We start from the raw sequence: 22,917 nt of genomic DNA, 5'->3' as shown, positions 1-22,917 counted from the left end.
ATGGTAGCGGGGTGGAGGGGCGAGGGGTGCGGCTCAGATCTCCACGGTGAGTCCGGTGCGCGCGCTCTCGCGTGCCGCATCCAGGATCTCGACGGTGTGCACGGCCTGCTCGATGGGAACCGGGGGAGCGGACTCGCCCCGGACTGCGGCGAGGAGCATCCGGTAGTACTCGGCGTAGTCGCCGCGCGCGGACGGGATCTGCTGGCTGCCCTCGGTGGTGTGCAGGGTGCCCCAGCGCGCTTCGGCCTCGACTCCCCAGCCGGCGGCGGCGGATGCTGGGCGCAGGCCGGCATCGATCTGCGCCGTCTGCACGTCGTCCATGCGCGACTCGTAGGCGCCGAGGTCGCCGTACGCGATGAGCTCGCGGCCGTCGAGGTGGTTGATCTTGCTGGAGGCGACGCGGGTGAAGACGCCGTTCGCGTGGTGGAGGGCGACGTCGAAGCCGCAGTCGACCTCGACGCCGGCCACCTCGGTGATGTCGAGGTGGGCGCTCACGCGCTCGACGGGGCCGAAGAGGAAGGCCATCTGGTCGACGAGGTGGCTGCCGAGGTCGCGCAGGAGTCCGTGGGCTGGGCCGGTCTCGAGGGTGCCGGAGTCGTCCTGGTCCATGCGGGAGGAGACGCGCCAGATGTCCCCGAGCTGGCCTTCGTCGATGACCTGCTTGAGCGTGACGAGGTCGGTGTCCCAGCGGCGGTTCTGGTAGGCGGTGAGGATGCGACCGCTGCGCTCCGCGGCTGCCTGCAGCTCGCGCGCTCCCTGCGCGGTGGGCGCGAAGGGCTTGTCGGCGACGACGTGCGCGCCGCGCTCGAGGGCTCGCAGGACGAGCTCGCGGCGTGTGTCCGGTGGGGTGGTGATGACGACCGCGTCGACGCCGGCGTCGAGGAGGGCGTCGAGCGAATCGAAGGCTGGCACGCCCGGTGCCTCGGTGGCGAGGATCGCGCGGCGTTCCGCTGAGCGGGTGACGACGCCGGCGAGCTCCCAGCCCTTGACGGCCTGGATGTAGGGCACGTGGAAGCGGTGGCCGCCAGCCCCGTAGCCGACGACGCCGATGCGTGCGGGGGTGGACGCGCTCATGGTGCTCTCGATTCTGCGCTGCTGTGATTCGTTCTAATGACAGGACAAGGCTACGTCAGGGGTGCCCGGGTGACAACGGCTCGCCTGTCGGGGGTGTGGTGTTGAATGGGCGCAGACAGTGACAAAGGGGTGCGACCGTGGTGGAGAGCAAGAACGGGTACACGCCGCCGGCGGACTACAAGGCGCCTGACTTCGTGCGGCAGTGGGCCGACACCGCGAGTCGCGGCGCAGACCGCATCGAGCAGGAGCGCGAGCAGCGGGCGAGGGACGCCGAGCGGGCCGCCGCGCAGCGCGCGCAGGACGGACAGCGTGCCCTCGATCAGACGTCGCAGGACGCCCAGCGCTCGGCTGGCCAGTCGGCGCGGGATGCGCAGCGCGCGGCCGAGCAGTTCGCCCGCGATGAGGGGCGCGCCGCGACGAGCACCGCAGCGCGCGCCACGTACGACCTCGACCGGCTCGGTGAGGGGGCGAAGCGCGGCCTCGCCTACACGCACGGCGGCTCGCAGGACGCCCTGCGGCGCGGGTCCGGGCCCGCGTCTCCCTCGGTGTCGGCTCCCTTCGAGGCGGCCGACGCACCGCAGCCCACCACCGCGGGGCAAGCCCCGCCACCCCCACTCCCGCCGGCGCCGTCTGGTCGCGCGGCTCGCCAGGGTGGCAGGCCGACCGGCAATCAACCCGGGCTCAAGCCGGGCCTCGCCGTGGGTGCCGGCGTCGCCGCGATCGTCGCGGCCCTCGTGGGCCTCTGGTTCGGGATCGTCTTGGCTCTGATCTTCGCGGCCCCGTCCATCAGGCGCGGCTTCCGCTCGGGCGCCAAGGGCGTCGCCGTCTCGATCCTCGCAATCCTCCTGTTCGTGGTGGCCGCCGGCATCCAGCTGCTGCAGTTCGCCTCCGACTCGCGGGAGAGCTCTGCCGCCGAGAGCAGCGCGACGTCGACGCCGGTCGGGTTGGAGGGCGACGCCGTCGTGACCGATCCGGTGCCAGAGCTCACGCTCGAGCCAGGGGTGCCGCTCAGCGGATACGGGGAGGCGAACATCGACGTCCTGCTTCCTTCCGGCGCCGGAGAGCTCGCGGTGCTGGAGGTCGTCGACACCATGGGCGACGTCACCTTCCTGGTCGCGAACCCGCAGGCCACGGAGGACGTGGAGTTCAGCAGCGGGATCCCGGGGGACACCACGCAATGGCTCGTGAACACGGCTGGTGCGGACGCCGCGGCTCGGGGCGAAGACCCGACGCCCGTGGCCACCAACAGCATCCAGGTCATCTCGGGTGGCGTGTGGGAGATGACGCTCTCCGCTGTCGACGTCCTTCCGACGTTCGATGCGACCCTCTCCGGTGAGGGCGCCGGTCTGTACCTCTATACGGGGGCTGGCGGGGAGGCCGCGATCAGTGCCGGCGACTACGGGAAGCTGCAGATCACCACGCACGGGGCGACGCCCGAGCTGACGCAGGTCGAGCTTCCCGAGACCGTCTCGCGCACCTGGCAGCCGGGTCCGATGGTGGTCGACGTCGAAGAGGCGAGGCGCATCGACGGCACCCCGCAGCCCTGGAGCATCCAGGTCGCACAGCCCTAGGGGTGGTCGTGAGGTGCGGGGTGTCGTGCGTGGGTGCTTTCGGCCGGCGTGCCCTCGGGTCTCCGGCAGGCACGGCAGAACCGCAGCTGCGGCAGTAGAGTTGGCTTCGTGGCGCAGATTCGGGCCCTGGGCCAAACTGGTTCCTCAGATCCAGGATCACTCAGAAGCTCCCGTGCCTCGATCTTCGAACCACTGCCCGAAAGGTCCCGACATATGACCCCCACCAGGAAGATCGCGGCGACGCTGCTGACGGCGGCGGTTGCTCTCAGCCTCTCGGCCTGCGCGGGCAGTGGCGCCCCCGCAGCTCCCGCCGCGGAAACTGCCCCGGCGAGCGCGTCCGCCCTCGAGGGATCCATCACGGTGTTCGCGGCGGCGTCGCTCAAGAGCACGTTCACGGAGCTGGCCGACGAGTTCGAGTCGAGCAACCCGGGCGTGACGGTCGAGCTGAACTTCGCCGGTTCCTCCGACCTGGTCGCCCAGATCACCGAGGGCGCCCCGGCCGACGTGTTCGCCTCGGCCGATGAGAAGAACATGGCGAAGCTCACGGACGCCACCCTCATCGCGCCAGACGCTCCGGTGGATTTCGCCACCAACGTGCTCGAGATCGCGGTCCCGCCGAGCAACCCGGCCGGCATCGCCACCTTCGCGGACCTCGCCGAGCCGGAGGCGAAGACCGTCGTCTGCGCTCCCCAGGTGCCGTGCGGCGCCGCGACGCTCGCCGTCGAGACGGCGACCGGTGTGGACATCACCCCGGTGAGTGAGGAGTCGTCGGTCACCGACGTGCTGGGCAAGGTCACCTCCGGAGAAGCGGACGCCGGACTCGTCTACGTCACCGACATCATCGCCGCAGGAGACGCCGTCACCGGCATCCGGTTCCCCGAGTCGAGCGAGGCCGTGAACACCTACCCGATCGCCCCGGTTGCCGCGTCGACGAACCCCGAGGTCGCCCAGGCGTTCATCGACTTCGTCACGGGAGCAGTGGGCCAGGACGTGCTCGCGACCGCCGGGTTCGGCCAGCCGTAGGAACGCATCCAGTGCCCCGAAGAAGCTCCGCCGCTGCCGCCGTGCCCGGCTGGGTGCTGAGCGTCGCGATCATCGGCGCGTCCTTCGTGCTGCTTCCGCTGATCGGGATGGTCACCCGCGTGAACTGGGCCGAGTTCGTTCCGCTCGTCACGTCGGAGTCGTCGATCGACGCGCTCCTGCTGAGCCTCCGCACCTCCCTCAGCGCGACAGTGCTCTGCGTCCTCCTGGGGGTGCCCATGGCCATCGTGCTCGCCCGCACCGACTTCTGGGGGCAGAAGCTCCTCCGATCCCTGGTGCTGCTCCCGCTTGTGCTGCCACCCGTGGTCGGCGGCATCGCCCTGCTCGCCACCTTCGGTCGGCGCGGGCTCCTCGGCCAGAGCTTCGAGGCCATGGGGATCACCATCGCGTTCTCGACGACGGCCGTCGTCCTCGCGCAGACCTTCGTGGCGCTCCCGTTCCTCGTGCTCAGCCTCGAGGGGGCGCTGCGCACCGTCGGAACGCGCTACGAGGCGATCGGCGCCACGCTCGGTGCACGGCCCACCACGGTGCTGCGCCGCATCACGCTGCCGCTCGTGCTGCCCGCCGTGATCTCCGGCGCGGTCCTCTCCTTCGCGCGCGCGCTCGGCGAGTTCGGGGCCACTCTCACCTTCGCGGGCTCGCTGCAGGGCGTCACGCGCACCCTCCCGCTCGAGATCTACCTCCAGCGTGAAACCGATCCGGATGCGGCGGTCGCCCTGTCGCTCGTCCTGGTCGCCGTCGCGGTGATCGTGGTCGCGGTGGCCCACCAGGCCGGCGAGGCCAACGGCTTCCGGCTCCGGCGGAGCGCGTCGTGAGCTTCGAGTTCGCCGCCACAGTGCGGGCGCGGGCGTTCGACGTCGAGCTCACGATCGCCGACGGCGAGACCGTCGCGGTGCTCGGGCCGAACGGTGCCGGGAAATCGACGCTTCTCACGCTCATCGCGGGCCTGGTCCGCCCCGACACCGGCACGGCCCGGCTCAACGACGACGTCCTCTTCGACATCGGCGATCGCGGCCGTGGGCGCTGGCTGCCCCCTCATGCTCGCGGCGTCTCGATGCTCGCGCAGGACGCGCTGCTCTTCCCGCACCTCACCGCACTCGACAACGTCGCCTTCGGTCCGCGCAGCAAGGGACGCTCGCGTGCCGAGGCCAACTCGCGCGCATCCGGCTGGCTCGACCGCGTCGATGCGGGAGGACTGGCGCAGAGCAGGCCCGCTCAGCTCTCCGGGGGCCAGGCGCAGCGGATCGCCGTCGCCCGGGCGCTCGCGTCCGACCCCGCTCTGCTGCTGCTCGACGAGCCGATGGCAGCCCTCGACGTGTCGGTCGCGCCGGCGATCCGACGGATGCTCCGAGACGTCCTGGCGGATCAGACGACGATCATCGTCACGCACGACGTGCTCGACGCCTTCATGCTCGCCGACCGCGTCGTGGTGCTCGAGGGCGGGCGCATCGTCGACGTCGGCCCCACGCGCGAAGTGCTCGAGCGGCCCGCCACGCAGTTCGCGGCCGGCCTCGCCGCGCTCAACCTCGTGACCGGCACCGCCCTCGACGACGCCTCCGTCAGGGCCGACGGCGGGCAGCGCCTCGCGGCGAGCTTCGTCGAATCGCTTTCGGCTGGCACGCGGGTCGGGATCTCCGTGCGGCCGACGCAGGTCGCCGTCACCACCGAGGAACCGTCGGAGCCGAGCGCCTCACGGAACGTGCTCCCCGGCATCGTCACGGACCTCGAGCCGCGAGGGGACATCATCCGGGTCCGGAGCGCCGAGTTCTCCGCCGACGTGCCGCCTGGCAGAGTCGCTGAGCTCGACCTGGCGCCCGGCACTCGCGTGTGGTTCGCCTTCGCCGCCTCGGATGCCATCGCGTACCGGCTCTGAGGCCCTGCTCAGTCGAGGGTGCCGCCGCCGACCCGCACGTCGCTCTCGTGCGCGAGGGTCGCTCGCACGACGGCGGTGAGCGCGCTCGCGAGCTGGTCCATGGGCAGGAAGGGGCGGTCGGTGCCGACGGCTTCCTCCGCGGAGTACGGGATGTGCACGAAGCCGCCGCGTGCGTCGGCCCGCTGCCGGAGCTCGTGCAGGAGCAGGTAGAAGACGTGGTTGCAGGTGTAGGTGCCGGCGGTCTGGGAGACGACGGCAGGGATGCCGCTCGAGCGCACGGCCTCCACCGCGGCCTTGATGGGCAGGGTGCTGAAGTACGCGGCGGGGCCGTCGCCCACGATGGGCTCGTCGATCGGCTGGAAGCCGCTGTTGTCGGGGATGCGCGCGTCGTCGACGTTGATCGCGACCCGTTCCACCCTGATCGTGTCGGTGCCGCCGGCGAGCCCGACGGCGATCACGATGTCGGGGTCGACCTCGGCGAGGGCGGCCCGCAGCGCGTCGTCCACCCTCGCGAAGTCGACGGGGAGCTGACGCACGTGGATCTCCGCGTCGCCGTCCCAGCGATCGCGCACCTCCTGCACGGCCGTCCACGACGGGTTGCTCGTGTTGCCGTCGAAGGGTTCGAAGCCGGTGAGGAGGACGGTCGGCATGCGGGGGCTCCTGTCGTGCGGGTGGGGCGGCCGGAGGGGGGAGACCTCAACGCTACGCCGCGGATGCACCCCTCGCTGGCCCCTCACCTGACGAGCAGGTGACCGAATGTGACGCGGAGCTTCGCCGCGCGACTGTGTCGGAACTTCCGTGAAGGGAGGCCGTCGCCCCCGCATCCGCGTGCCCATACCTTCTCGACATGCCCTCGAAATCGAGGGTGAGCCCCTCGAATCGAGGGTCCGCCGAGAGGAGAACGCGATGTCACAACTCGACACCGCACCGACCACCGACAGCCCGTCGTCGACGCCGCCAGACGACGCGAAGCCACTCGCGAGCCGGCGGATGCAGACGCTCGGGCCGGGCGAGCACCTCAAGGTCGTCCACCCCAAGCACTGGGTGCTGTGGATCCTCTCCGCCGTCGCCGTGTTCGCCGTCGCCCAGTTCGCGTGGTCGCTCGTCACGAACCAGCGCTACGAGTGGAACGTCTTCGGCGAGTACTTCTTCAGCCAGATCGTGCTCAACGCGCTTGTCCTGACGCTCCAGCTGACGGTGCTCTCCGGCGCGATCGGCTTCATCCTCGGTGCCCTGCTCGCGGTCGCACGCCTCTCGAAGTCGCCCCTCCTGAACTCGTTCTCGTGGAGCTTCATCTGGTTCTTCCGGTCCGTGCCGCTCGTCGTGCAGCTCGTGGTCTGGTACAACCTCGGCTACCTCTACCCGACGCTCGGGCTCGGGACGCCCTTCACGACCGACTTCTGGCTCGTCGAGTTCCCGACGGTGCAGCTCATCTCCTCGTTCGCCGCGGCGACGCTCGGCCTCTCCCTGCACCAGGCCGCCTACTCGGCGGAGATCATCCGCGCCGGCATCCTGTCCGTCGACCAGGGCCAGCTCGAGGCATCCGCCGCGCTCGGCCTGCCCCGCCGGTACCGCTTCTTCCGCATCATCCTGCCGCAGGCGGCCCGCGCCATCACGCCGAACGCCTTCAACGAGATCATCGGCCTCGTCAAGGGCACCTCCGTGGTGTTCGTCGTCGCCCTGCCTGAGCTGTTCTACACGGTGCAGGTCATCTACAACCGCAACCAGCGCATCATCCCGCTGCTCCTCGTCGCGGTCGTCTGGTACGCCATCATCACGACGCTCCTCTCGATCGCGCAGTACTACATCGAGCGGCATTTCTCGAAGGGCGCGCACCGGGAGCTGCCGCCGACGCCCATCCAGAAGGCGCGCGCGTGGATCTCCGAGAAGTGGGCGCTGCTCGACGACGGTGAGCAAAGCGGAGGCAGAGAGAAACAGCGCGAGGACCCAGAGAAGCCGGACGGAGAGAGCGCCGAGAGCGCGAAGGCGCTCGACCGGAAGAAGCACGGCATCCCCGCGGGCGCGACAGCCCGCCCCACAGAAGCACCAGCGCCAACACCAGCACGGAAGGACGTGAGCGGAGCATGAGCCAGGCAACCATCAACCGGAACGCCGAAGCGGAACTCGAGCGCAGCAGCGCAGCATCCGGGCAGGTCAGCGTGTGCGGCGTCAGCAAGTCGTACGGCACCCACGAGGTGCTGCACGACATCGACCTCGAGATCGAACCAGGCGAGGTCGTCGCCCTCCTCGGGCCCTCCGGCTCCGGCAAGTCGACGCTCCTGCGCACCATCAACCACCTCGAGTCCGTCGACGGCGGATCGATCCTCATCGATGGCGAGTACATCGGCTACGTCAGGAAGGGAGACCGCCTCTTCGAGCTGCGCGAAGCTGAGACGCTTCGCCGCCGTACGAGGGTTGGCATGGTCTTCCAGAACTTCAACCTGTTCCCGCACCTCACGGCGCTGCAGAACATCACGGCCGCGCCGGTGGCGCTGCAGCGAGCATCCAAAGCGGACGCAGAGGCGCAGGCGCGCAAGCTCCTCCAGCGCGTTGGCCTCGAGGGCAAGGAGCACCACTACCCGCGGCAGCTCTCCGGCGGCCAGCAGCAGCGCGTCGCGATCGCCAGGGCGCTTGCACTCAAGCCGGACGTGCTCCTCTTCGACGAGCCGACGAGCGCACTCGACCCCGAGCTGGTCGGTGAGGTGCTCGACGTCATCCGCGAACTCGCCCACGGCGGCACGACGCTGGTCATCGTGACGCACGAGATCGGCTTCGCCCGCGAGGTCGCCGACCGCATCGTGTTCCTCGACGCCGGCCGTGTCATCGAGCAGGGCACACCGGAGCAGGTGCTGACGAACCCGCAGCATCCGCGCACGCAGGACTTCATCCGCAAGGTGCTCTAGCCACACCCTGGCCTGTCGCTCATCTCCCACCCCAGAACTTCAGCAACGCACGTACCCGAAAGGTGCCACCCATGGCAAAGCTCAACAAGAAGAAGGTCGGCGTCATCGCCGGCGGTGTCGCAGCACTCGCCGTCATCGGCGTCGTCGCCACGACCCTCATCGTCAACGGTCAGTCGGCCCCCGTCACGGCAGCAGAGCCAGACGGCGCGGCCCCCGCGAGCGACCTCATCCAGTTCGACCTGACCAGCGCGAACGTCGACGGCCGCCCGCAGATCGACCCGGTCCCAGAAGCCATCGCGGCTCTCGAGGCCTCCGGATGGCAGCCCGCCGAGGCGGGCAAGCTCACCGTCGTCGGCAGCGCGTACATCCCGCCGCTCAGCTTCCTCGCCGAGGACGACAACGTGACGCGCCTCGGCAGCGAGGCCGACTTCGCGCAGCTCATCGCCGACGGGCTCGGCCTCGAGTTGAAGGGTGAGGTCGCCGCCTGGGCAGACTGGCCCCTCGGCATCCAGTCCGGCAAGTACGACCTCATCACCTCGAACGTGACGGTCACGGAAGAGCGCAAGGACCTCTTCGACTTCGCCACCTACCGCGAGGACGTGCTCGGCTTCTACGTGAAGGCCGACAGCGAGATCGAGTCGATCACCGAGGCGAAGGACGTCGCGGGCCTCTCCGTCATCGTCGGCGCCGGCACGAACCAGGAGAAGATCCTCGTCGCCTGGGATGAGGAGAACAAGGCCGCAGGGCTCGAGCCGGTCGACTTCCAGTACTTCGAAGACGACGCGGCAGGCACCCTCGCGCTGCAGTCGGGTCGAGTCGACGTGAACTTCGGCCCGAACGCGACCGCCGCGTTCAAGGCGGCGAGCGACGGCGAGACGAAGCTCGTCGGCACCCTCAACGGCGGCTTCCCCGCCAACGCGCAGATCGCAGCAGGCACCGCGAAGGACAACGGCCTCATCGAAGCCGTCTCGATCGTCATCAATCACGCCATCGAGAACGGCCAGTACGACGCGATCCTCGACCGCTGGGGACTGCAGGATGAGCGCATCGACGTCTCCGAGGTGAACCCCGCGGGCCTCCCGCGCGAGGAGTAGCCATCGCCGCGCACCCCATGGCGACGGAACCCGTCGCGTCCTCGAAGGCTGAGGGCGCGGCGGGTTTCGCCGCGCCCTCAGCTCTCCGTCGTCGAGGGCGCCCGGACGGGCTCATACTGGCGCTCGGCGTCGCGACGGCCTTTACGACCCTCCTCGATCAAGCCGTGTTCAGCTTCGCCGTGCCGAGCATCCAGCGTTCCCTCGACGCCGATGGCGCACAGGTGCAGTGGCTGACGTCGTCGTACTCACTCGCGTTCGGGCTCGCCCTCGTGGGCGCCGGGAGGCTGGGCGACCTGCTCGGGCGACGCTCGCTGTACCTGCTCGGGCTCGCGCTGTTCGCGGTCGCCGGGTTCGCGGCCGCGCTCGCGGACGACACGACCACCGTCATCATCGCCCGCCTCGTGCAGGGGTTCGGAGCCGGCGTCGTGAACCCCCAGGTGCTTGGGCTCTTCCAAGACACCTTCCGCGGCATCATGCGCTCGCGCGCGCTCTCCGGGTACACGACCGCAGGCTCGGCCGCCGGGCTCGTCGGACCGCTCGGCGGGGGCATCCTGCTGACCGTCCTCCCCGACGACACGGGATGGCGGCTCGTCTTCCTGCTCGCCGTGCCGCTGGCCGTGGTGCTCATCGTGTCGGCGGTGTTCGTGCTGCCGCGGCCGTCTGCCGTGCCGGGCGGTGTGCGAAGTGCGCTGCGACAGGTGGACGCGGTGGGCGTCGTGCTGCTCGGCACCGGCACGCTCGCGCTGCTGGTCGCGGCGGTGAGCGACGGGGTCCTCCTCGCAGCGCTGGCTGCGGCTGCGGTTGCGCTCTTCGTGCTCTTCGCCCTCTGGGAGCGTCACGTATACGCGCGGGGTGGCGCCGCGGTGCTGCATCCCGAGCTCGCCCGCAACCGCGGCTACCTGCTCGGGACCGCCGTAGCCGCGCTCACGTTCGGCTCTGCCCTCGGCATCGGACTGCTGACCACGCTGTTCCTCATCGAGGGGCTCGGCTACTCGCCGTTCGCTGCGGCGCTGCTGCTCACGCCCCGCGCCCTCGGCATGGTCGTCGGGTCGATGCTGAGCTGGCGGCTCGTGCGGCGCTTCGGCCGCAGCGGGATCACGTGGGTCCTCGGCCTGGCGCTCATCGTGGTGACCGTCGAGATCGCCCTGGTGACGACCGGATCGGAGCCGCTCATCGTGCTCGGGATCCTGGGCGCCGGGACGCTGCAGGGGTTCTTCTCCGGGCTCTTCATCCCATCGAACCAATCGCTGACGCTCAACGAGGCGCCGCCAGGGGTGAACGGGGTCGCGGCAGGATTCTTCCAGCTCAGCCAACGCCTCGCGGCGGCCCTGGCGCTCTCGGTCTACGCGGGCACCTACCTCGCCGTGGGGGCGAACATGCCGGCGAGCTTCGCGTTCGGGGCGGCCGCGTCGATCACGATCGCCGCATCGCTCGGGGCGCTGCTCATCTCGGCCGCCGCCACCCCCGCCGCCGCCGCCGCCAACCACGCCGCCGGATAGGTCAGCTTCGCCCCATTTCGACGCCGAGAACGGGGTGAAAGCGGCCTATTGGCGGCGCGGCGGTGCTGCGGGTTGCAGGCTGCGGGCGGCGGTCAGGCAGCCGACGTGACCGACTTCAGGAAGTCGATCGTCGAGGTGAGCGCGCTCTGCGCATCCGCCCCCTCGAGCTTGAACTGGTACTCGTGCTGCAGCGCGGGCTGGTGGTCGTCCGGGTAGAAGACGGTCGTGACCGGCACGCCGAGCCCCTGCAGCTTCGCCGCGAACGGCTGCGACTGGTTCGAGGTGAGCGGGTCGGCGTTTCCGCCGGAGATCCACGTCTGCGGGAAGTCGGCGGTCACGGAGTCGAGGGTCGACATCTCGAGGCCGCCGGGCGTCTGCGACCAGTCCTTCTCACCCAGGTAGGCCCACAGCGCGACACGGAAGCCGTAGCCACCGAGCCCGGGCGCGTCCGGGATGCCGCTCACGTCGTAGATGCCGCAGTTCAGCACCATCCCGGCGATCTGCTCGCCGGCGAGAGCCGGCGTCAGACCGACGAGCTCGGCGTAGTCGGGGTTCGTGGCGAGCGTCGCGAGCTGGCTCGCGAGCTGCGCGCCCGCGGAGTCGCCGGCGAGGACGATGCGGTTCGGGTCGATGTTGTACTCGGCGGCGTGCTCGATGAGGTGCGCGAGCGCGTCGTTCAGCTGCGTGAGCGCCGTCGGGTACGTGGCCTCGGGGGCCACCGTGTAGTTCAGGGCGACCGTCGTGAACCCCTCGGCGGCGAGGATCTGCACGTACGGGTCGACGTTCTGCTTGCCGCCGGAGATCCACGCGCCCCCGTGGATCCATACGACCGTCGGCAGTGCCTCGCTCGTGCCAGCGGGGGAGTACAGGTCGAAGCTCGTGTCCGATCCGTCGTCGCCGTAGGGGACGTCGAGCTGCGCCTGCAGGGTGTCGGCGGTCGGCGCGAACGACTCCATCTCGGTGATGGTGCGCTTCGCGTCGAGCTCGAACAGGGCGCGGATGAGCATGGCAGCTGGCCAGGGGGTCGACACCCAGATGATCGCGCCCACGAGCCCGGCCGAGAGCACGCCGAGGGGCACCGTCCTGCTCTTCCGGCGGTACCAGGGCTTCTTCGGCGTGACACTCGGGTGGATGCTCACCCGGCCATTCTTTCAGTACCGCGGTCCATGTAAACGCACGTCGCCGTGTTGTCGGCGGTACTCGGCATGCAATAGCGTGCAGATCACCCCTCCCTCGATGCAGCGATGCAGCACTGACCGCTCAGATCGGCAGTGGTGCTGCGGGCATCCCGACGCCGATCGGACCGTGCATGTACGCCCTCCTCGTGATCCTCCAGACAGTGGTGCTGCCGCTGATCTTCGGCGGCGTCCACCTGGGCGTCGCGGGCGGGAACCCGGCCATCGTGTTCGGGATCTGGTTCGCGTTCTGGGGTGTGGGGATACGCCTCATCGTCGCCGGCATCAGCCAGCTCACGAACCCGCGGCGCACCACGCAGACGATTCTCGGGGCGGCGCACGACGACTCGCAAGACGCTCCTGACAATGACAATGACGATGACGATGACGACGACGACGACGCCGCCGTGCGCGACGAGACGGGGACCGCAACCGGAACCGGTGCCGCGACCGACACGATGATGAAGACCGGAGCGGCGACCGCGCAGGTCGTCCAAGAGCTCGGCCTCGCGAACCTCAGCCTCGGCGTGGTTGCACTCGTCTCGTCGCTCGTCCCCGGCTGGGGGCTCATCGGCGCGCTCCCCGGGGCGATCTACCTCGGCCTCGCGGGCCTGCGCCACCTCGCGAAGCGCGGCAAGAGCACGAACGAGCTCGTCGCCACCTGGACGGACCTGCTGGTCTTCCTGCTCGTCGTCGGGGGCGTCGTCGCCGCGGGTCTGCGCGGCTGGTGAGCATCCACCCGACCGGCCTGTCACCCGACCGGCCTGTCGCTCCCTCGCCTGCGATAGCGTCGGGCACACCATGATGCTTCGCCTGGCCCGCGCACTGCTCGTGCGCAGCGCTGTGCGCGACGTGCGGACGGGGCTGCTCTCGATCGCCGTCACGGGCACGCCCCCGGCGGGCGGGGCGGTGCTCGCCGCGAACCACGGCTCCTGGTGGGACGCCTATCTCCTCGGCCTCTTCGCCAGGAACGTCGGCTCCGACGTGGCCGTCATGATGGGCGACGAGCAGCTGCAGCGCTTCCCGTTCCTGCGGCTGGTCGGGGCCGTGCCTCCGCGCGCGCTCCGCACCCTCGCGGCCCGCGCCCGTGCGGGCGACTGGGCGCTGATCTTTCCCGAGGGCGAGCTGCGCGCCGGACGCGGCCTGTCCGCCCTGCACCCTGGTGCCGAGTGGGTCGCGGAGCGAGCTGGAGTGCCGCTTGTGCCCGTCGCGATCCGCGTCGTCCTGCGGGGCGCCGCGAAGCCGGAGGCGTTCATCCGCTTCGGCGCACCGGTGCGCCCGGAGCAGCTCCGGGCGGCGCTCGCGTCGATGCTCGACGAGCTCGACCGGGCGCTCGACGCCGCCGATCCCGCCCGCCCGCTCCCCGGGTACCGGGTCGTGTTCGACGCGCAGCGCTTCCGCCGAGACCGGGTCGGGATCGCCGGGCGGATGCTCGCCTACCTGACGAGACCCGAGGGCTTCGGGATGCGCCGCGGCGGGGCGCGCGGCAGGGGGCGCGGGTGAACCGGGGGCTCGCGAGCCGCGCTGTCGCTGGAATCGCGCTCGCCTACCTCGGTGCACGGTCCGTCGTGCTGCTCGCGAACCTGCTGACGCAGCCGAGCCTGCGGGCCGGCGCACCAGCTCGGGAGCCTGCTCCTCGCGTTTCGCTTTTGATCCCCGCCCGCGACGAGGAGGCGACCCTGCAGGAGACGCTGCCAGGGTTCCTCGGGCAGGGCGCCGATGAGGTCGTCGTGCTCGACGACGAGTCGAGCGATGCGACGAGGGCCCTCAGCGAGTCGGCGGGCGCCCGAGTGCTCGGCGGCGCGCCCCGCCCCGACGGCTGGACGGGCAAGAACTGGTCGTGCGCGCAGCTCGCAGAGGCAGTTGCGCCCGCTCCCGCTCCCGCTCCTTTTCCCGGTCGTGCCGCTCCCGGTCCCGCTGGTCGCGCAAGCCAGTGTCCAACTTCCGTGCAGAATCCGCCGGCAGCGCCCGCTCCGGGCCGAGAACACTCGGAATCGCACCGATGTTGGTCAGGAGATCCTGAAGCAGCCGAGGCAGACGCAGACGCCGTCGCGCGGCACCCGAGCGACGTGCTGGTGTTCACCGACGCCGACGTGCGCTGGAGCCCCGGCGCGCTCGATGCGCTGCTGGCCACCATGCGCGAGTCCCGCGCCGATCTGCTCACGGTGTTCCCGCGCCAGGAGACGCGAACGCTCGGCGAGCGGCTCATCACCCCGTTGAACGACGCCGTCGTGCTCGGCTCGGTGCCCGTGGCCCTGCAGCACCGGCGCGCGCCGGTCGTCGCGAACGGCCAGGTCATGGCGTTCACCCGCGCCGCCTACGACCGCATCGGGGGCCACACAGCGGTGAGCGGGGAGCTCGTCGAGGACATGCGCCTCGCCGAGCGGATGCGCGCCGCTGGCGGGCGGGTCGTCGTCGCGCGCGGCGGAACCGCCATCGCCGTGCGCATGTACGACGGCTACGGCAGCTCCGTGCGCGGCTTCGCGAAGTCGCTCCTCGGCCTCCACCACGGCTCGCGAGCGCTCATGGCGGCGACGAGCATCCTCACGATCTGCGTCTACACGCTGCCTTGGGTGCTGCGCGTGTGGCCGGGTGCCCAAGCCAGCGCGGGCAGGGGCGCGACCGCCCGCATCCTGCACTTCGTCCGCATCGCCGGGCTCCTCGATCGCACCCTCGTGAGCGTCATCACAGGGAGATACCGGCCGCTCGACCTGGCGGAGGGGATCCTGGGCCCGATCAGTCCGCTGCTCGTGCTGCCCGTCTACGCGCTGGCCGGGCGACGCCGTGTCGCATGGAAGGGCCGCGTCTACGAGGCGTAGAAGAGCCGCCTAGACTTAAGGGGTGACCTCGACCGGCCTGCTGACACCCGCCATGGGTGAAGTGGAGCTGCGAGGGACCGTTCTCGATCTCGACACAGATCTCGACTTCGGCACCGATCTCGACGTCGAGGCCGGCCTGGCCGCGCCCGTCGATCAGCGCCCGAGCGATGCCGCCCGGGTCCGCCGCGTGCAGCTCGCGTTCGTCGCCGCCTCCGTCTCCACGTTCATCGCGCTTGCCTCGCACGTCCTCGCGGGTGGCGGGATGCCGGGCCTCCTCGGCGTCGCCTTCCCGTTCGGCCTTGCCGTGCTCGCGTGCCTGCTGCTCGCGCGCATCCGCACCGACTCGCTGCGCCTGGCCCTGTCGGTCGGGGCCAGCCAGTTCCTCTTCCACACGCTCTTCGTGCTCGGCACGCCGTCCGCGACCGTCGGCGCGGGGTCGGCGGCGGATGCGCACGCCGGCCACGGCCAGCTCGCCGCAGCCTCCGCCATGGCTGACTTCGCGTCGAGCGCGGGCAGCGCGGCTCCCTCTGGCGCGGCGCTGCACCTGGCCCACGACGGCGCGCTGATGTGGGCGATGCACGCCGTGGCCGCGGTGCTGACGGCCCTCGCCCTCTTCTTCGGCGAGACGCTCGTCGCGAGCCTCGTCAAGGCAAAGGACGCGGCAGTCGAGCTGCTGCTGCCGTTGCTGCGCACGATCTTCCTCCTCCTCGCCCGAGGCGCGCGCCCCACGGCGACCGTCGACTCGGCGCCACTCGACCTGCCCTGGGTGCCGTCGCTGACGGTTCGCGCCGGGCGCACGCAGCCGCGACGCGGCCCGCCCGCGCCCCAGCGACCCTCAACGTTCGCGACCCCGAGCTAGCACCGCATTCCCTCACCCCCTCTTCCACGGGGGAGGCGCTCCGGTGCTGGTCGGCGTCGAACTTTCTCCGTCCGCGGCAGCCGCGCGCCCTCTGCGCGCTCGGTTCGCGTGCGGTCGGACAGACCCGAGGAATTCTCGAGATGTCAATCGACTCAACTTCCCTTTCCACGACCCAAGCACTCCTCCCACCGACCACCGAACCGAAGCGCGCCCTCCGCGCGGCCTCCGCAGTGCTCGCGCTGCTCGTGGCCTGCCTCCTGGGCTTCGCCGGCGCGGCCCCCGCGCAGGGGCACGACCAGCTCATCGAGAGCGCACCAGCGCCGGGGGCGGCGCTCGACGCGGCACCCGCCGACGTCACGCTCCGCTACTCCGCCGACATCATGGACATCGGGCCGATGATCGTCCTCGAGGACGCCGACGGCACCGCCTGGGCGACCGGCGAACCGGTCATCGACGGCTCCGCGGTCACGAGCACCATCGACGACGCGCTGCCGGACGGCTCCTACACCATCAACTGGCGCGTCGTCTCGTCAGACGGGCACCCGATCACTGGCACGATCCCGTTCACGGTCGGCGATGTGAGTGCAGCGGATGCGCTCGCCGCTGAGGCCGCCACACCGGCGCCGAGCGAGGCGGTCGTGCCGGACGCCGATTCGGCCCCTGCCTCGGAGTCCGACTCCGGAGCGACGACCGAGCCCACGGCCGAGGTCACCTCCCGGTCGGCGTTCGACGTGCCGCGGCTGCTCCTCATCGGCGGGCTGGGCGCGGTCGTCGCGCTCGGCGTCGCCTGGGTGATCGTCCGCTCCCGCAAGGGCGCCCAGCAGGACGGCGACGCCGATGCGCGCTGACTCGGCCGCCCAACACCTTCACTTCTCCTCCCGAAAAGGAACCCCACTCATGGCCAGCACGACCAGCATGACGACCACCACCACCCGCCCCCTCGCAGCAGCGGCGTTCCTCGCGGCCGCGGCGCTCGCCCTCACGGGGTGCGCGACGGCAAGCACCGCGACCGGGGCTGATGCCGATTCGGCGACGCCCGCCGCCGAGTCCGTCACCGTCGAGAACACCTGGGTCAAGGCCGAGGACTCCGGCATGTCCGCCGCGTTCGGCGAGATCGAGAACACGGGTGCCGGGGACGTGACGATCGTCTCGGTCGCGAGCCCGGCATCCACCGCCCTCGAGCTGCACGAGACCGTCGCGAACGAGACCGGCGAGATGACGATGCGCGAGAAGGGCGGCGGATTCATGATCGCAGCTGGCGAAGCGCTCACCCTCGAGCCCGGTGGCAACCACATCATGCTCATGGACCTGCCGGAGCCCATCGTCGCTGGCGACGAGGTCACGTTCACCCTCACGTTCTCGGACGACTCGACGCTCGACTTCACCGCCCCTGCCAAGGACTACGCGGGCGCCAACGAGACCTACGAAGACGGCGACATGGATGACATGGGCGGCGACATGGAGATGGACAACAGCGACCACGCCGACCACAGCGACCACGCGGACAACAGCGACCACGCGGACAACAGCGACCACGCGGACAACAGCTGATGCACGGCGACCAGAGCCCTGGTCGCACCCGCCCGACTCGGCGGCAGCTCCTCTTCGGAGGAGCTGTCGCCGGGTTCGGCGCGGCCGCGGCCATCGGCGCAGACCAGGCGCTCCGCCTCGCGGCACCCGTTGCGAGCCAGGACGACAGCGTTCCCGTTCCCCTGCCGGGGGACGACACCGTCCCGTTCTACGGTCAGCATCAGGCCGGCATCGCGACGCCGCCACAGGCGCACGCGACACTCGTCGCCCTCGACCTGCGCGACGGCACCGACCGCGACGCGCTGCGCCGCCTCATGCAGCTCCTCACCGACGACGCGGCGAGGCTCGCACGCGGCGAACCGGCGCTCGCCGACTCGGAACCCGAGCTCGCGCAGGTGCCCGCGAACCTCACGGTCACGTTCGGGTTCGGGCCGGAGTTCGTCCGCCGCGCCTCCCCCTCCTCGACGCAGGCCCCCGCCTGGCTGCGGCCACTCCCCGCCTTCGGCATCGACCGCCTCGAGGACGCGTGGAACGACGGCGACCTGCTCCTGCAGGTCGCCGCCGATGATCCGTTCACCGTCGCCCACGCGCTGCGGATGCTGCTGAAGGACACCCGCAGCTTCGCGACCGTGCGGTGGACGCAGCCCGGGTTCCGCCGGGCACGCGGCTCCGAGGCATCCGGCACGACGATGCGGAACCTGTTCGGGCAGGTCGACGGCACCGTCAACCCCGCGCCGCCGACCGTCGACTTCGAGCAGCTCGTGTGGATCACGGAAGGCGCGTTCGCGGGAGGGACGGGCATGGTGGTGCGGCGCATCAGCATGGACCTCGACAAGTGGGACAGGCTCGACCGCAGCGGCCGCGAGCAGTCGGTCGGGCGCACCCTCGCGAACGGGGCCCCGCTCACCGGAACCCAGGAGCACGACGAGCCCGACTTCACCGCCAAGAACGCCGCGGGATTCCCCGTCATCGCCGAGTTCTCGCACCTGCGGCGGGCGCGGTCGGAGAACACGGCGGAGCGGTTCTTCCGCCGCGGCTACAACTACGACGACGCCCCGAGCGGCGAGCAGATCTCGAACTCCGGCCTGCTCTTCATCTCCTTCCAGGCGGACGTGGACGCGCAGTTCGTGCCCGTGCAGCGGCGCCTCGACGAGCTCGATCTGCTCAACGAGTGGACGACGCCGATCGGCTCCGCGGTGTTCGCCATCCCACCCGGATGCGCGGAAGGCGGCTACATCGGAGAGGGGATCCTCGCGTGAGCGCTGCGCGTCCGACTCCACGGCAAGGCTGGTTCGCTCAGCTGCTGATGCGCCTCCACTTCTTCGCCGGCGTGTTCGTCGGCCCGTTCATCCTCATCGCGGCGCTGAGCGGCGCACTGTACGCGCTGACACCGCAGATCGAGCAGCTCGTGTACGACCGCGAGCTGCACGCGCCGACGGCGGACGAGGTCCTGCCGCTCGCCGAGCAGATCGAGGCGGCCGACGCCTACATCGCGGACGGTGCGGACGGTGCGGCCGGTGCGGCCGGTGCGGACGGTGCAGCCCCGGCGATCGTCGCGGTGCGGCCGGCCCCGGAACCCGGCGACACGACGCGGGTCATGTACGCGGATGCCGGGCTGGGGGAGAGCACGACCAGAGCCGTCTTCGTCGATCCCGCGACCGCCGAGGTGCGCGGGGACCTGCCCGTGTATGGCACCTCGGGCTCCCTGCCGTTCCGAACCTGGGTCTCCGACCTGCACCGCAGCCTCCACCTCGGCGATGCCGGCAGGCTCTATAGCGAGCTCGCGGCGTCTTGGCTCGGGGTCGTCGCACTCGCCGGAGCTGGCCTCTGGGCGACCAGGTATCTGCGGGCTCGCAGTGCGAAGCGGGCGTCGCAGCAGCGCGAGCTGCTGCGGCCGAACCTCGCTGCGACAGGGTTCGTTCGCACGCGCAGCCTGCACGCATCCACCGGCATCTGGGTGCTCGCCGGGGCGCTCTTCCTGTCGGTCACGGGCATCACCTGGTCGCAGTACGGCGGGGCGAACTTCAGTGAGCTGCGCGCCGCCGTGGGCTGGACGACGCCGTCGGTCAGTACGAGCCTCGACGGCGTGGGCGGCCCAGCTGCCGACGAGCACGACGAGCACACCGGGCACGGGCACAGTCACGGTGCGCCGACGCCGAGTGCCGACGTCGCAGCGCTGAGCCCGCGCGCCTACGACTCGGTGCTCTCGGTCGCGCGCGAGGTGAACGTCAACACGGGGCTCGTCGAGATCAGGCCGCCGGCCGAGCCGGGCACGTCGTGGGTCGTGCAGGAGATCCAGCGCAGCTTCCCGACCGAGGTGGATGCGGTGGCCATCGATGGCGCGACGATGCAGGTCGTCGACCGGGTCGACTTCGCCGAGTTCGGGCCGGTCGCGAAGCTCAGCCGATGGGGCATCGACCTTCACATGGGCTCCATGTTCGGCCTCGCCAACCAGCTCGTGCTGTTCGCCGTCGCCATCGGCATCGCGGCGATGGTCGTGTGGGGCTATGCCATGTGGTGGCAGCGGCGCCCGAAGCACGACCCGTCGCGTCGTGTCGGCGCGTCTCCACCGCGGGGAGCGCTCCGGCGCGCGCCGTGGTGGGGCGTCCTGCTCGTGCTGGCGGGTGCGGCAGCGGTCGGAGTGTTCCTGCCGCTCATGGGAGCCAGCCTCGCCGCGTTCCTGCTGGTCGACCTCGCCGTTGGCGTGGTCGGGCGTCGGGGTCGGGGTCGGGGAAAGGAGCGCAGCAGAACTCCTCATCTTCAGCGGTGAGTTTCGAGCGTGTCGTCGGACCGGACCAAGAATGTCGGTGGTTCGGGGGAAGCTGGTCGCATTATCGATGAAGCGCTCGCAACGAGGATCCCGGAAGGGTGGATGCCACCTGCCCAGATGGTCGAGCGCGTGCGCAACCTCGAGCGCTTCCTGCTGGTGTCCCTGATCGCCGAGGCGAACGCCGCCGTGGCCCGCGCGCAGGCAGAGCAGGCGCGCGTCTACGCGCTGGCGGCACGAACCGGGGTCGCTGAAGATGAGCGAGCGGGCACCCTCGAGCAGGAGTGGGCGCTGCGGTCGTGGAAGGCGGAGATCGCGGCGGTCACGAACACCTCGAGGCAGGCCGTCGCGAGCATCATGGGCCGCTCGGCGGTTCTCACGGAGGACTTCCCGCTTGTGCACGCGGCGCTCGCGGCCGGTGAGGTGTCGATGGCGCACGCGCGCATCGTGTGCGAGGCGGGCACGATCGTCGTGCACGAAGACCCAGCGGAACAGGCCGCGCGGCGTGAGCTGCTCGTGCAGGTTGCGCTCGAGAAGGCCCGGTCGACGTCGCCGGGCAGGTTGAAGGACTTCGCGATCAAGCAGGCCGAGCGACTGACGGCTTCGTCGCTGGAGGAACGCTACGACCAGGCGATGGGGTCGCGGGCTGTGCTCGTCACGCGCGAGGCGGACGGCATGGCGTCGCTTGGCGCGCGGCACTCGCTGCCGGTGCTCACGGCGATCGACGGGCGCTTGTCCGAAATGGCGAAGTCCATCATCGCGGCGCGGGGCGGCGAATCCGACGACCCGCGAACCTTCCACCAGGTGCGGGCCGACGTGTTCGTCGAGCTGCTCCTCACCGGCGAGCTGACGTCCTGCCCGGCTGCGGCAGGCATCACCGCGAAGGCATCGGTCACGATGCCGGTGCTGACGATGCTCGACGCCAGGGCAGGCGACGGGAGCCCGCTCGAGACGACTCCCGCGCTCTTGGACGGCGTGACGCCGATCCCGATGAGCGTCGCGAAGGCCCTCGCCGCCAACGTGCCGAGCTTCGAGCGCATCCTGACCCACCCGATCACGGCAACGGTGGTCGAGGTAGACCGCTATCGGCCGACCGAGGAGATGCGTGCGTGGCTGCGCGCTCGAGACGTGCACTGCCGGTTCCCGGGGTGTCGCCTCCCCGCCGAGAAGTGCGACCTCGACCACACGATCCCGGCGTCCGAGGGTGGACCGACGAGCCTCGTCAACCTCGCCGGGCTGTGTCGCTGGAACCACACGGTGAAAGGCAACACGGCCTGGCGGGTCCGCCAGCTGCCGGGCGGGGTCCTCGAGTGGACCTCGCCCAGCGGCATCGTCCTGGTCGACGCTCCTGAACCGCGCGGCGTCACCTTCGGGCCCTCGCCGGGCGGTGCGCCCAGCATCGAGATCCGCGGGAGCACCTACCGGGTGCAACCGCCGGGATCTGCGTCTGGCCCGTTCTCTGGCCCGGCTTCTGGTCCAGTCGCTGGCCCAGACGCTGACTCGGCTTCTGGCCCGTCGACCGGCCCGTCGACTGGCCCGTCGACTGGCCCGTCGACTGGCCCGTCGACTGGCCCGGCGCCTGGCCCGTCGCCTGGCCCGTCGCCTGGCCCAGCCTCTGGCCTCGACCCTCCGCCGTTCTGACCGGGGCCGGTCGCGCTGCCCTGTCTTCGCTCTACTTCGTTGTCGGCCCGTAGAACCCGTTGACCTCCGACAGCTCGAGCTCGGCCGTCGCCTGGATGAGGGCGAGCAGCTCGGCGTCGAGCCCCGGCGCGAACTCCTCGAGACGCTCGTCGGCGATGAACGACGGGGCGCCGGCCGGCGCCTGCTCGGAGGCGTCCAGCGTCGTCCCGTCCTTCGAGGGCGACGCTCCCTGGAAGATCTTGCCCGCCTCCGACTTGCCGTCGAGGTCGAACGAGTACTGCTTGCTCTGCAACCCCAGGTCGAGGAGCTCCTTCACCTCGGGGAACGCCTCGGCGTTCGTCTTGGGGATGGGCAGCAGCGACTTCCAGCTCACGCCGAGCGTCTCCAGCGCCCGCGCGTAGGCGTTCTCGTGCGCCTGATCGCGCACGATGAGGTAGGCGATCGTGCCGCGCGCCGTCGGGTTGTCGGTCATCTCGTAGATGCGGCACTTCTGCAGGCGCCCCGTCGACTCGAGCATGAGGTTGTACAGCAGGTCGAGGGGCAGGTTGCCGGAGTTGTACACGTAACTGCCGCTCCACGGGTTGCCGGCCGCGTCCACCGGCAGCGCACCCTGCGCACCCACGAGATAGTGGTGGATGTTGCTCGTGTCGAGCGCGATCTTCAGTGGCGTCGCGCCGCCGGCGCCCGGCTTGTCGACGGGGTCGGTGAGCTTGCCCGTGTACTCGGGGGAGCCGTCGAGGAGGCGCGAGATCGTCGTCCCGATGAGCTCGACGTGGCTGATCTCCTCCGTGCCGATGCCCTGGATGAGGTCGCGGTAGGGCTTCGCGGTGGGGCCCCGGAAGTTCGTCGCCTGGAAGAGGTACTGCATCATGGTGCGCATCTCGCCGAACTGCCCACCGAGCCCCTCCTGGAGCGCGTTCGCCGCTGCGGGGTCTGGCTCGCCGTCGGCGATGTCATTGATCCAGGTCTGTGCGTGGAAGTACATGGGTGTCTCCTCGTCATCGAGCGCGACGCCAAGAAGACGCCGCTGTCGCAACCAGACCAAGCCGCCCTGTGTTTCCCCGTGGGGTA

21 protein-coding genes are annotated in these 22,917 nt (G+C 70.7%); 17 read left to right on the top strand and 4 right to left on the bottom strand.

Annotated features, from left to right (window positions below):
- Positions 1–33: 33 nt before the first annotated feature.
- On the bottom strand, positions 34–1,074 hold the full coding sequence (locus ITJ61_RS10670; protein WP_194686150.1) for a Gfo/Idh/MocA family protein: 1,041 nt from the start codon (positions 1,072–1,074) through the stop codon (positions 34–36).
- A gap of 137 nt (positions 1,075–1,211) precedes the next feature.
- Between ITJ61_RS10670 and ITJ61_RS10665 the strand changes: the two genes are divergently transcribed.
- The 4 genes from ITJ61_RS10665 (at position 1,212) to ITJ61_RS10650 (ending at position 5,559) form a co-directional block, all read left to right on the top strand.
- Complete coding sequence (locus ITJ61_RS10665; protein ID WP_194686149.1) at positions 1,212–2,645, top strand: hypothetical protein; 1,434 nt, start codon at positions 1,212–1,214, stop codon at positions 2,643–2,645.
- A 213-nt stretch (positions 2,646–2,858) separates the two neighbouring features.
- Entirely contained in the window at positions 2,859–3,668 is an 810-nt protein-coding gene (gene modA, locus ITJ61_RS10660; protein WP_194686148.1) for a molybdate ABC transporter substrate-binding protein, read from the top strand.
- Positions 3,669–3,679: 11 nt separating this feature from the next.
- A complete protein-coding gene (locus ITJ61_RS10655) occupies positions 3,680–4,501 on the top strand; it encodes an ABC transporter permease (RefSeq protein WP_258064891.1) in 822 nt (273 codons plus the stop codon).
- A complete protein-coding gene (locus tag ITJ61_RS10650) occupies positions 4,498–5,559 on the top strand; it encodes a sulfate/molybdate ABC transporter ATP-binding protein (protein WP_194686147.1) in 1,062 nt (353 codons plus the stop codon). Before ITJ61_RS10655 ends, ITJ61_RS10650 begins: the two co-directional genes overlap by 4 nt.
- Before the next feature lie 8 nt (positions 5,560–5,567).
- Here the strand turns inward: ITJ61_RS10650 and pcp are convergent, their stop codons facing one another.
- A complete protein-coding gene (gene pcp, locus ITJ61_RS10645; protein WP_194686146.1) occupies positions 5,568–6,209 on the bottom strand; it encodes a pyroglutamyl-peptidase I in 642 nt (213 codons plus the stop codon).
- 340 nt (positions 6,210–6,549) lie between these two features.
- Here pcp and ITJ61_RS10640 point away from each other — a divergent pair, with 340 nt between their 5' ends.
- The 4 genes from ITJ61_RS10640 (at position 6,550) to ITJ61_RS10625 (ending at position 11,055) form a co-directional block, all read left to right on the top strand.
- Positions 6,550–7,647, top strand: a complete 1,098-nt coding sequence (locus ITJ61_RS10640; protein WP_104305832.1) for an amino acid ABC transporter permease — start codon at positions 6,550–6,552, stop codon at positions 7,645–7,647.
- A complete protein-coding gene (locus tag ITJ61_RS10635; protein WP_104240008.1) occupies positions 7,644–8,462 on the top strand; it encodes an amino acid ABC transporter ATP-binding protein in 819 nt (272 codons plus the stop codon). Before ITJ61_RS10640 ends, ITJ61_RS10635 begins: the two co-directional genes overlap by 4 nt.
- Positions 8,463–8,533: 71 nt before the next feature.
- Complete coding sequence (locus ITJ61_RS10630; protein WP_104240009.1) at positions 8,534–9,556, top strand: ABC transporter substrate-binding protein; 1,023 nt, start codon at positions 8,534–8,536, stop codon at positions 9,554–9,556.
- Positions 9,557–9,573: 17 nt separating this feature from the next.
- Entirely contained in the window at positions 9,574–11,055 is a 1,482-nt protein-coding gene (locus ITJ61_RS10625; RefSeq protein ID WP_194686145.1) for an MFS transporter, read from the top strand.
- A 92-nt stretch (positions 11,056–11,147) separates the two neighbouring features.
- Here ITJ61_RS10625 and ITJ61_RS10620 read toward each other — a convergent pair whose 3' ends face one another.
- Positions 11,148–12,194: an alpha/beta hydrolase gene (locus tag ITJ61_RS10620; protein ID WP_258063719.1), complete on the bottom strand. Its 1,047-nt coding sequence runs from the start codon at positions 12,192–12,194 to the stop codon at positions 11,148–11,150.
- A 170-nt stretch (positions 12,195–12,364) separates the two neighbouring features.
- On the opposite strand from ITJ61_RS10620, the gene ITJ61_RS10615 reads away from it, so the two are divergent.
- The 9 genes from ITJ61_RS10615 to ITJ61_RS10575 all read left to right on the top strand — a co-directional run bounded on the left by ITJ61_RS10615 (position 12,365) and on the right by ITJ61_RS10575 (position 21,846).
- Positions 12,365–12,961, top strand: a complete 597-nt coding sequence (locus ITJ61_RS10615) for a hypothetical protein (protein WP_194686144.1) — start codon at positions 12,365–12,367, stop codon at positions 12,959–12,961.
- 70 nt (positions 12,962–13,031) lie between these two features.
- Positions 13,032–13,733: a lysophospholipid acyltransferase family protein gene (locus ITJ61_RS10610; protein ID WP_194686143.1), complete on the top strand. Its 702-nt coding sequence runs from the start codon at positions 13,032–13,034 to the stop codon at positions 13,731–13,733.
- On the top strand, positions 13,730–15,049 hold the full coding sequence (locus ITJ61_RS10605; protein ID WP_194686142.1) for a glycosyltransferase: 1,320 nt from the start codon (positions 13,730–13,732) through the stop codon (positions 15,047–15,049). Before ITJ61_RS10610 ends, ITJ61_RS10605 begins: the two co-directional genes overlap by 4 nt.
- 22 nt (positions 15,050–15,071) lie before the next feature.
- Positions 15,072–15,908 carry a hypothetical protein gene (locus tag ITJ61_RS10600; protein WP_194686141.1) on the top strand — a complete coding sequence of 279 codons (837 nt, stop codon included), beginning with the start codon at positions 15,072–15,074 and terminating at the stop codon, positions 15,906–15,908.
- Between the two features lie 140 nt (positions 15,909–16,048).
- Entirely contained in the window at positions 16,049–16,756 is a 708-nt protein-coding gene (locus ITJ61_RS10595; protein WP_194686140.1) for a copper resistance CopC family protein, read from the top strand.
- A gap of 49 nt (positions 16,757–16,805) precedes the next feature.
- Positions 16,806–17,459, top strand: coding sequence for a copper chaperone PCu(A)C (locus ITJ61_RS10590; RefSeq protein WP_228496647.1), 654 nt, complete (start codon positions 16,806–16,808; stop codon positions 17,457–17,459).
- Complete coding sequence (locus tag ITJ61_RS10585) at positions 17,459–18,697, top strand: Dyp-type peroxidase (RefSeq protein ID WP_194686139.1); 1,239 nt, start codon at positions 17,459–17,461, stop codon at positions 18,695–18,697. Before ITJ61_RS10590 ends, ITJ61_RS10585 begins: the two co-directional genes overlap by 1 nt.
- On the top strand, positions 18,655–20,208 hold the full coding sequence (locus tag ITJ61_RS10580) for a PepSY-associated TM helix domain-containing protein (RefSeq protein ID WP_194686138.1): 1,554 nt from the start codon (positions 18,655–18,657) through the stop codon (positions 20,206–20,208). The genes ITJ61_RS10585 and ITJ61_RS10580 overlap by 43 nt, the downstream gene beginning before the upstream one ends.
- Positions 20,209–20,310: 102 nt before the next feature.
- A complete protein-coding gene (locus ITJ61_RS10575) occupies positions 20,311–21,846 on the top strand; it encodes an HNH endonuclease signature motif containing protein (protein ID WP_194686137.1) in 1,536 nt (511 codons plus the stop codon).
- A 31-nt stretch (positions 21,847–21,877) separates the two neighbouring features.
- Here ITJ61_RS10575 and ITJ61_RS10570 read toward each other — a convergent pair whose 3' ends face one another.
- Positions 21,878–22,831: a manganese catalase family protein gene (locus ITJ61_RS10570; protein WP_194686136.1), complete on the bottom strand. Its 954-nt coding sequence runs from the start codon at positions 22,829–22,831 to the stop codon at positions 21,878–21,880.
- Positions 22,832–22,917: the final 86 nt, after the last annotated feature.

Source organism: Pseudoclavibacter sp. VKM Ac-2888 (genome assembly GCF_015351285.1).
Classification (GTDB): Bacteria; Actinomycetota; Actinomycetes; order Actinomycetales; family Microbacteriaceae; genus Pseudoclavibacter.
Note: the sequence above shows the minus strand (reverse complement) of the source record. Positions and strands in the feature narration are given on the sequence as shown.

What these genes read in the sequence shown, in the direction of transcription:
- ITJ61_RS10670 (WP_194686150.1), bottom strand. Translation starts at nt 1,074, where the DNA reads ATGAGCGCGTCCACCCCCGCACGCATCGGCGTCGTCGGCTACGGGGCT.
- modA (WP_194686148.1), top strand. Translation starts at nt 2,859, where the DNA reads ATGACCCCCACCAGGAAGATCGCGGCGACGCTGCTGACGGCGGCGGTT.
- pcp (WP_194686146.1), bottom strand. Translation starts at nt 6,209, where the DNA reads ATGCCGACCGTCCTCCTCACCGGCTTCGAACCCTTCGACGGCAACACG.
- ITJ61_RS10640 (WP_104305832.1), top strand. Translation starts at nt 6,550, where the DNA reads ATGCAGACGCTCGGGCCGGGCGAGCACCTCAAGGTCGTCCACCCCAAG.
- ITJ61_RS10635 (WP_104240008.1), top strand. Translation starts at nt 7,644, where the DNA reads ATGAGCCAGGCAACCATCAACCGGAACGCCGAAGCGGAACTCGAGCGC.
- ITJ61_RS10630 (WP_104240009.1), top strand. Translation starts at nt 8,534, where the DNA reads ATGGCAAAGCTCAACAAGAAGAAGGTCGGCGTCATCGCCGGCGGTGTC.
- ITJ61_RS10625 (WP_194686145.1), top strand. Translation starts at nt 9,574, where the DNA reads ATGGCGACGGAACCCGTCGCGTCCTCGAAGGCTGAGGGCGCGGCGGGT.
- ITJ61_RS10615 (WP_194686144.1), top strand. Translation starts at nt 12,365, where the DNA reads ATGTACGCCCTCCTCGTGATCCTCCAGACAGTGGTGCTGCCGCTGATC.
- ITJ61_RS10610 (WP_194686143.1), top strand. Translation starts at nt 13,032, where the DNA reads ATGATGCTTCGCCTGGCCCGCGCACTGCTCGTGCGCAGCGCTGTGCGC.
- ITJ61_RS10595 (WP_194686140.1), top strand. Translation starts at nt 16,049, where the DNA reads ATGTCAATCGACTCAACTTCCCTTTCCACGACCCAAGCACTCCTCCCA.
- ITJ61_RS10590 (WP_228496647.1), top strand. Translation starts at nt 16,806, where the DNA reads ATGGCCAGCACGACCAGCATGACGACCACCACCACCCGCCCCCTCGCA.
- ITJ61_RS10585 (WP_194686139.1), top strand. Translation starts at nt 17,459, where the DNA reads ATGCACGGCGACCAGAGCCCTGGTCGCACCCGCCCGACTCGGCGGCAG.
- ITJ61_RS10580 (WP_194686138.1), top strand. Translation starts at nt 18,655, where the DNA reads ATGCGCGGAAGGCGGCTACATCGGAGAGGGGATCCTCGCGTGAGCGCT.
- ITJ61_RS10575 (WP_194686137.1), top strand. Translation starts at nt 20,311, where the DNA reads ATGCCACCTGCCCAGATGGTCGAGCGCGTGCGCAACCTCGAGCGCTTC.
- ITJ61_RS10570 (WP_194686136.1), bottom strand. Translation starts at nt 22,831, where the DNA reads ATGTACTTCCACGCACAGACCTGGATCAATGACATCGCCGACGGCGAG.